This window comes from Pseudomonadota bacterium (genome assembly GCA_016927275.1).
Classification (GTDB): domain Bacteria; phylum UBA10199; class UBA10199; order 2-02-FULL-44-16; family JAAZCA01; genus JAFGMW01.
This window is the reverse complement of sequence record JAFGMW010000117.1, coordinates 19,758-27,609: the sequence shown is the minus strand read 5'-3', so window position 1 is coordinate 27,609 and position 7,852 is coordinate 19,758. Positions and strand designations below refer to the sequence as shown.

Annotated in this window: 8 protein-coding genes; all 8 read left to right on the top strand. The window is 63.7% G+C overall.

Features of this window, described 5'->3' with window-relative positions; genetic code table 11:
- Positions 1–196, top strand: a 196-nt coding sequence (locus JXA24_08220; protein MBN1283738.1) for a hypothetical protein, incomplete at its 5' end; no start/stop codon positions are given.
- Between the two features lie 95 nt (positions 197–291).
- Complete coding sequence (locus JXA24_08215) at positions 292–1,500, top strand: hybrid sensor histidine kinase/response regulator (protein ID MBN1283737.1); 1,209 nt, start codon at positions 292–294, stop codon at positions 1,498–1,500.
- Positions 1,478–2,875 (top strand): sigma-54-dependent Fis family transcriptional regulator, encoded by a 1,398-nt coding sequence (locus JXA24_08210; GenBank protein ID MBN1283736.1) that lies wholly within the window; start codon positions 1,478–1,480, stop codon positions 2,873–2,875. The genes JXA24_08215 and JXA24_08210 overlap by 23 nt, the downstream gene beginning before the upstream one ends.
- Positions 2,876–2,890: 15 nt before the next feature.
- Positions 2,891–4,330 (top strand): sigma-54-dependent Fis family transcriptional regulator, encoded by a 1,440-nt coding sequence (locus tag JXA24_08205; protein ID MBN1283735.1) that lies wholly within the window; start codon positions 2,891–2,893, stop codon positions 4,328–4,330.
- A 3-nt stretch (positions 4,331–4,333) separates the two neighbouring features.
- The gene (locus JXA24_08200; protein ID MBN1283734.1) at positions 4,334–5,719 is read left to right on the top strand and encodes a sigma-54-dependent Fis family transcriptional regulator; all 1,386 of its coding nucleotides are present in this window, start codon (positions 4,334–4,336) and stop codon (positions 5,717–5,719) included.
- A 70-nt stretch (positions 5,720–5,789) separates the two neighbouring features.
- On the top strand, positions 5,790–6,128 hold the full coding sequence (locus JXA24_08195; GenBank protein MBN1283733.1) for an STAS domain-containing protein: 339 nt from the start codon (positions 5,790–5,792) through the stop codon (positions 6,126–6,128).
- A 2-nt stretch (positions 6,129–6,130) separates the two neighbouring features.
- A complete protein-coding gene (locus tag JXA24_08190) occupies positions 6,131–6,547 on the top strand; it encodes an ATP-binding protein (protein MBN1283732.1) in 417 nt (138 codons plus the stop codon).
- The gene (locus JXA24_08185) at positions 6,544–7,803 is read left to right on the top strand and encodes a SpoIIE family protein phosphatase (GenBank protein ID MBN1283731.1); all 1,260 of its coding nucleotides are present in this window, start codon (positions 6,544–6,546) and stop codon (positions 7,801–7,803) included. Before JXA24_08190 ends, JXA24_08185 begins: the two co-directional genes overlap by 4 nt.
- Positions 7,804–7,852 lie beyond the last annotated feature (49 nt).

The window sequence follows — 7,852 nt, the reverse complement described above, 5'->3', positions numbered from 1 at the left end:
TGATCAAATGGTTTTGTTTGGAATTTGGTGCCTGGTAATTGGTGCTTATTTGGTAATTGGTGCTTGGGATTTGGAATTTCATTTATTGCCCCCCGATCCGCTGCGAAGAATGCACCGCCCCGCTCCGTCTGAGGAGAGAGCCTGGAGTCCGAATGGGGTTAATATTTACCCGGAGAGGTGGGTAAAAATGGCGTGATGTCAAAAAGATAGATGGGGCGTCAAAAAATCGCTAGTGTTTTGAATGCTTTTTATTTATCTTCCTGATTACATTAAGAAAAGAGGGTCAATTACATGCCCGATTCCCATGAGAACCTTCAGGATCTGGGCAGCTTAGGCCGCGATGAGCTGCTCAAAAAGGCCAGGGCCATGGCCGAGCGCGTGAGAAAGCTCGAGGAGCTGGTGGAGATAATCTCCCGCGGGAAATACATGTGGGAGTCGACCTTCGACGCGATAACCTCGCCGGTCCAGATCGTGTCCGAGGATTTCGAGATAGTGAGGGCCAATCTCTCGCTCGCCGCCGCGTGCAAAAACGACATCGCGGCTGTCATAGGCAGGAAATGCTACGAGGCGTTCGCTGGCAGGGAGGGCCCGTGCGAGGGATGTCCCCTGGCCGAGTCGCTCGCGGCCGATTCCCTCAGGGCCTCAAGGCTCGGCTGCGAGATAGCAAGGCGCGAGTACGAGGCGAGCGCCTATCCGCTCTCCGTGGGGGATGCGGGCCGCCAGGCGGTCATGTACTACCGCGACGTCACCGAGGAGATGAGGCTGCAGCGCGAGATGATACAGCAGGAGAAGATGGCGGCCATAGGCATGCTCGCGGGCGGTGTCGCGCACGAGATCAACAACCCGCTCGGCGGGATACTGGCCTTCACCCAGCTCATGAAGAAGGACGCGAAGGACGACGAGAGGCTGCTGGCCGACCTCGTCGAGGTCGAGCAGGCGGCGATCCGCTGCAAGAAGATCGTGAGCGACCTTCTCGACTTCTCCCGCGTGTCCCGCGACCACGAGCGCAAGGCGGTGGACGTGAACGTCCTGCTCGAGAACGTATTCCCGTTCATCCAGCGCGAGATGCGCTCGCTCAACGTGGAGATGGAGTTCAGGGGGCACTCGGGAGTCCCGAAGGTGCTGGCGTCGCCCGACAGGCTGCAGCAGGTCTTCATCAACCTGCTCACCAACGCCTGCCACGCGATGCCCAAGGGCGGCACGGTGGAGGTGACGACCGGCGTCGAGGACGACGGCCGCACCGTGGCGGTGCGCGTGCGCGACACGGGCTCTGGAATGCCCGAGGAGATCAGCGACCGGATATTCGATCCGTTCTTCACCACCAAGGAGCCCGGCAAGGGGACGGGGCTCGGGCTGTCCATCAGCTACAGGATCGTGCGCGATCACGGAGGCGGGATAAGCTGCGAGTCCGAGGAGGGCAAGGGCACGGTCTTCACCGTGCGCCTGCCCGCCCAGACTGAGGGCAAGGGGGGCCGGCATGGCAAGGATACTCGTAGTTGACGACGAGGCGGCGATAAGGAAGGCGCTGGAGCGATTCCTCACCGGCCTCAAGTACCAGGTGCTCACCGCCAAAGACGGCGACGAGGCCCTGGCCGTCGTGGAGAAGGAGGCCGTGGACCTGGCGCTGGTGGACCTGGTCATGCCGAGGCTGGACGGCGTGGAGTTCATAAGGAGGCTCAAGAAGGCGCAGCCGGCCTGCGTGGCCATAGTCCTCACCGGGTTCGGAACGATCACCTCCGCCGTGGAGGCGATGAAGGCGGGCGCCTACCACTATCTCACGAAGCCGTTCGAGCTGGACGACATAGCGGCGCTCATCAGCACCGCGCTCGAGCATCGCCAGCTCAAGGAGGAGAACAGGCTGCTCAAGCGCCAGCTCCACGAGAGGTACCGCTTCGAGAACATAGTCGGGCACGGCGACGCCATGGCCCAGGTGTACGATTTGATCGAGAAGGTGGCGGAGACCGACTCTACCGTCCTCATCACAGGCGAGAGCGGCACGGGCAAGGAGCTCGTCGCCCGGGCTATTCACTACAACAGCCCGCGCCGCGACAAGCCGCTGGTCGTCGTCAACTGCGCGGCGATACCCGAGGAGCTCCTGGAGAGCGAGCTCTTCGGCCACGTGAAGGGGGCGTTCACCGGCGCGGTGGCCATGCACGCGGGCCGCTTCGACGCAGCGGACGGCGGCACGATATTCCTCGACGAGATCGGCGACATGAGCCTCAAGCTCCAGGTCAAGGTGCTCAGGGTCCTTCAGGAGCAGAGGTTCGAGCCGGTCGGGTCGACCTCCACGCACGAGGTCGACGTGAGGATAATCGCTGCGACAAACCAGGACCTCGAATGCGCCGTGCGCGAGCGGCGTTTCCGCGAGGACCTCTTCTACAGGCTCAACGTGATACCGATCCACATCCCGCCGCTGCGCGAGCGCAGGGAGGACATACCGCTGCTGGTGGAGCACTTCATACACAAGTACGCGAAGGAGGGGGCGGGCAAGGTCCAGGGCATATCCGGCGAGGCGCTCGACGCGCTCATGTCCTGGCCGTGGAAGGGGAACGTGAGGGAGCTCGAGAACCTGATCGAGAGGATGGTCGTGCTCAAGAAGGACGACACCATACAGCCGTCCGACCTGTCGGACAAGATGGGCGGGGCGAGGGCGGCGTCGCCGGCCCCGGGGGGCGAGCCCCTGCAGGTCGACATCCCCGACGAGGGGATCTCGTTCAAGAAGGCGGTGAGCGACTACGAGTCGAGGCTGATCGTGGGCGCCCTGCGCAAGACCGGGGGTAACAAGAACAAGGCGGCGAGCCTGCTCAAACTCAACAGGACGACGCTCGTGGAGAAGATAAAGAAGAAGCACCTGGAGGCGGACGAGGTCGATTGACGGCCCCGCGAGACGATGCTGAAGACCAAAAATCTCCTCATAGTCGACGACGATCCGGCCATAGCCAGGGTCTTCGAGCGCCTCGCGCGTGACCGGGGGTGGAGCTGCTCGGTCGCCCGCAGCGCCGAGGACGCGCTCGAACAGATCAACGCGCAGATATTCGAGGCCGCGGCGGTGGACATAAAGCTGCCGGGCCTCAGCGGGCTCAAGCTCCTCGACCAGGCGAAGAGGAGCAACGTCCCCACTGAGATCGTCGTGATAACCGGGCTCGGCTCCGTGGACACGGCGGTGGAGGCGATGAAGAACGGGGCCTACGACTACGTGACCAAGCCCTTCGACGACATCGAGCGGGTCGCTATCATACTCGATCGGGCCATGGACCGGTTCCGCCTGGCCGCGAAGCTCAGGCAACTGGAGCGGCGCGCGCCCGACGGCGTCTCCTACGAGGGGATACTCGGGAAGAACCGCAGGATGCAGGAGATCTTCGAATCCATCGAGAACATCGCCCCGACCACCTCGACGGTCCTCATCACCGGCGAGAGCGGCACCGGCAAGGAGCTGGTCGCCAGGGCCATACACGCGAGGAGCAACCGCGCGAACATGCCGTTCGTCGTCATCAACTGCGCCGCGATACCGGTGCACCTTTTGGAGAGCGAGCTCTTCGGCCACAGGAGGGGGTCGTTCACGGGGGCCATTGCCGACAAGGGCGGCCTTTTCCAGGAGGCTGACGGCGGGACGATCTTCCTCGACGAGATAGGCGAGGTGCCGCCGGCGGTTCAGGTAAAGCTCCTGAGGGTGCTGCAGGAGGGCGAGGTGAGACCGGTCGGCGACGTGGAGTCGCGGCACGTCGACGTGAGGCTCATAACCGCCACCAACAGGGACCTCGGGGCCCTGGTGCGCGAAGCGGCGTTCCGCGAGGACCTCTTCTACCGCATCAACGTCATAAACATCGGCCTGCCGCCGCTCCGGGAGCGCTCGGACGACATCCCGCTGCTCGCCTTCCACTTCCTCAAGAAGTACGCCGAGAGGATGAAGAAGGAGGTGGACAAGATCTCCGTCGATGCGCTGCAGGCGCTGCAGGGCTACTCATGGACCGGCAACGTCCGCGAGCTTGAGAACGTCATCGAGCGCGCGGTGGTGCTCGTCTCCGGCGACACGATAACCGCGAAGGACCTTCCGGCCAGGCTCCTTTCGGAGTCGTTCTACCTCATGAACGAGGAGGCGGGCGCCGACATCACCAGGTACAATTACCAGGACGCCAAGCAGAGGGCCATGGCCTCCTTCAACAGGGCATATATCTCCGCCCTGCTCAAGGAGGCGGGGGGCAACATATCGTTCGCCTCCGAGAAGGCGGGGATGGACCGCTCTAACTTCAAGAAGCTCATCAAGAGGTACGGGATAGACACCAGCGAATACAGGGAGGAGCCGGGCGAGGAGCCCGCTCCCAAGGGGTGAGGCATGGACAAGAGCTCGATCCTGGTCCTCTACGACGGAAGGCAGGAACCCAAGGCGATCAACGGAGCCCTGCGCTCGGCCGGACTCTCCTGCGCGTTCGCGCAGACGAGGGAGACGGGCTGGGACGCGAGGCTCGGCTCCGTCGACTGCTGCCTGATCGTGATCGAGGGCGAGGACGCCAGCGGCGCCCCGGCGATCATAGAGAAGATGCGCTCCAGGGACGACAACCTCCCCGTCGTCGTCGTCTCCAGGTCGGGCTCGCTCGACGACGCGATCTCGTCGATGAAGGCCGGCGCCTACGACTACCTCACCATGCCGGTGGACGAGGAGAAGCTGAGGCACGCGGTAGGCAACGCCGTAAGGCTCTACAGCCTGACCAAGCGCGTCTATCTGCTCGAGAACCAGGTGGGATGGAGGCTGGGCCTCGACGACATGGTGGGCCACAGCCATCGGATGCAGGAGATCTACTCGATGATCGGCATGGTGGCCAAGAGCAACGCCACCGTCCTCATCACCGGCGAGAGCGGCACCGGCAAGGAGCTGGTCGCGCGGGCGATCCACAACCACAGCGAGCGCCGGGCGCGGACCTTCCTCGACATAAACTGCGGGGCGATACCGCGGGAGCTCCTGGAGAACGAGCTGTTCGGCCACGAGCGCGGCGCCTACACGGGCGCGGACCGCCGCTACATGGGCAGCTGCGAGCGGGCGGACGGGGGCACTCTCTTCCTGGACGAGATCAGCGAGATGGACCCGCTGCTCCAGGTGAAGGTCCTCCGCTTTCTGCAGGAGCGCAGCTTCGTGAGGGTGGGCGGCACAGACCCGATCAGGGTCGACGTCCGCATAGTGACCGCGACCAACCGCGACCTGTCCAAGGAGGTCGCCGAGGGCCGATTCCGCGAGGACCTCTTCTACCGGCTGAACGTCGTGCCTATCCACATGCCGCCGCTGAGGGAGAGACAGGAGGACATACCGCTTCTGGCCAAGCACTTCCTCGACAGGTTCTCGTCGAAGAACGAGAAGATCTTTCTGGATTTCGCGCCGCAGGCCATGGACATGCTCGTCTCCCACGACTGGCCCGGGAACGTGAGGGAGCTGGAGAACGTCATAGAGAGGGTGGTCGTGCTCAACAACGACAGCAGGGTGAAGACGCAGCACCTCCCCAAGGCGCTCCAGCAGGGCACAAGGCAGAGGCCCTCCGCTGCCGCGGGGACCGAGCCGTCGATGGCCCCCCTCGACGGGGGCAGAATCATACCTCTGGAACTTGTCGAGAAATATGCTATAGAGGCCGCCTTGAAGAGGTGCCTGGGCAACGTGGGCGAGGCGGCACGCAAGCTCAGGATCGGCCAGGCGACGATGTACCGCAAGATCAAGCAGTACGGGCTGAAATAGGGATCGGGGATCGGGGATCAGTATTCACTTATCACTGATTACGGTTTTCCAACTTTGAACGGAGGCACAGATGAACATCGAGGTGAAACAGCAGGGCAACATCCAGGTCATGCACTGCGGCGGCAGCCTGGACGCGGACACCGTGTCGGCATTCAAGAAGGTGGCCTACGACCTCGTGGGCGCCGGCTCCAACAGGATCGTCATCGACTGCGCCAACCTCACCTTCATCGATTCGATGGGGCTGGGCGTTCTCATATCGCTTCTGCGCAAGGTCCGCCAGCGCGACGGCGACGTGAAGGTCGCGTCGCTCTCCGACGAGGTCAAGACCATCTTCGAGGTGACCAGGCTGCACCGGCTGTTCGAGGTCTGCGCCGACTGGAACGCTGCGGTGCGCCAGTTCAACAAGTAGAGATGCCCGAAAAGAGCCCATTCATCTGCTCCTTCACCATAAGGAGCGACACGCGCTATCTCTCCGCGCTGCGCAGCTGGATAGGTGCCGCGGCCAGGGTCGCCGGCAGCGGCCGCCTGGGAAAGCGCGAGAGGATAGCGCTCGAGCTGGCGCTCGTGGAGGCGGTCGACAACGCCATATTCCACGCCCACCGCGGCGACGCCGCGAGGCCGATCAGGGTCACCCTCTCGCTGGCGGACGGGGAGGCGGGCCTGGAGGTGGTTGACACCGGCCGGGGGATCGGTCACCTTTCCGGCTCCCTTCCCGAGGCGATGTCGGAGCACGGCAGGGGGCTGTTCCTGATGAGGAGCATGATGACGAGTGTTGCGAGCAGGGTGAGCAACGGGAGGCACGCGCTCCGCATGAGGCTTTCGCTATGAAACAGGTGAAGAACCCCATGGACGCGGTCTTCGCGCTGAGCCAGGCGATAGCGCGTTCCGCAGAGCCGGAGCAGGTCTACGACCTGATACTGGACGAGGTGGTCCGTTCGCTGGGCGTGGAGAAGGCCTCGATAATGATCTTCGACGAGTCCAGGGGGGTTCTCACCATCGCGGCGGCGCGCGGCATGGACAGCTCCATAATGAAGGACGCGGTGGTCAAGGTGGGGGAGGGGATATCGGGCCGAGTCTTCGCCAGCCACGAGCCGCTCATGATCAACGAGATACAGGCCTCGGAGATGGGGCCCGGCAGGGAACGCTACCGCACCAGGTCGCTCATCTCGGCGCCGGTGACCTGCTTCCCGATGAAGGTCGGCGAGGAGTCGCTGGGCGTGATCAACGTGACCGACCGCACTGACGGCAGGCCCTTCACAGAGGAGGACCAGCGGCTGCTGACCACCATCACCAACCAGGCCGCAGCCTACATGCACATCCTCAAGCTCACGGAGGAGCGCGCGGAGAACGAGAGGCTACGCCAGCAGATCGAGATCGCGCGCCAGATACAGTACAGGCTCCTTCCCGCGGAGCAGCCCTCCATCGAGGGGCTCGACGTGGCGGGCAGGCTCATCACCGCGGAGCGCGTCGGCGGCGACTACTACGACTGTTTCCTCACGCAGGCCAGGCGCCCCTCGTTCGTGGTGGCCGACGTGTCTGGGCATTCCATCGGCGCGGCGCTCATCATGGCCGCGTTCCGCTCCGCCATACGCGCCCAGAGGGACGGCGACTACTCCCCGTCGATGCTCGTGCAGAGGATCAACTCCATACTGTACGAGGACCTCTTCCAGTCGGAGCAGTTCATCACCATGGCGTACATGCAGTACGTCGTCTCCAGGCGGATCATCCAGTACACGACAGCGGGCCACCCGCATCCCATCGTATGGAGAACAGCCGATAAAAAGTTCGAGGATGCGGGCACAGACGACCCGATACTGGGGCTCGAGCCCAGGGGGGTGTTCCACGAGAAGCAGATGGTGGTCTCCTCCGGCGACGTGGTCCTGCTGTACACGGACGGTATAATCGAGGCCGGCAGGGCCGGCGGCGAGAGGTTCGGCCGCGAGCGCCTCAAGGAGTGCATGAGGGACGCGGTCGTGGGCAGCGCCCGGCAGATCGTCGACGTGATCGTCGAGAGCGCCCAGTCGTTCGCAGACCCGGATCCGCTGCGCGACGACGTGACCGCGCTCGCCGTCAAGGTTTTGTAATTCGGGATGCGCCTCCCGCCACAATTTGAGGACCCTTTTTCCGATGATG

Excerpts from the sequence above, each read along its gene's own strand:
- JXA24_08200 (MBN1283734.1), top strand. The coding sequence starts at position 4,334 with ATGGACAAGAGCTCGATCCTGGTCCTCTACGACGGAAGGCAGGAACCC.
- JXA24_08195 (MBN1283733.1), top strand. The coding sequence starts at position 5,790 with ATGAACATCGAGGTGAAACAGCAGGGCAACATCCAGGTCATGCACTGC.
- JXA24_08185 (MBN1283731.1), top strand. The coding sequence starts at position 6,544 with ATGAAACAGGTGAAGAACCCCATGGACGCGGTCTTCGCGCTGAGCCAG.
- JXA24_08205 (MBN1283735.1), top strand. The coding sequence starts at position 2,891 with ATGCTGAAGACCAAAAATCTCCTCATAGTCGACGACGATCCGGCCATA.
- JXA24_08215 (MBN1283737.1), top strand. The coding sequence starts at position 292 with ATGCCCGATTCCCATGAGAACCTTCAGGATCTGGGCAGCTTAGGCCGC.
- JXA24_08210 (MBN1283736.1), top strand. The coding sequence starts at position 1,478 with ATGGCAAGGATACTCGTAGTTGACGACGAGGCGGCGATAAGGAAGGCG.
- JXA24_08190 (MBN1283732.1), top strand. The coding sequence starts at position 6,131 with ATGCCCGAAAAGAGCCCATTCATCTGCTCCTTCACCATAAGGAGCGAC.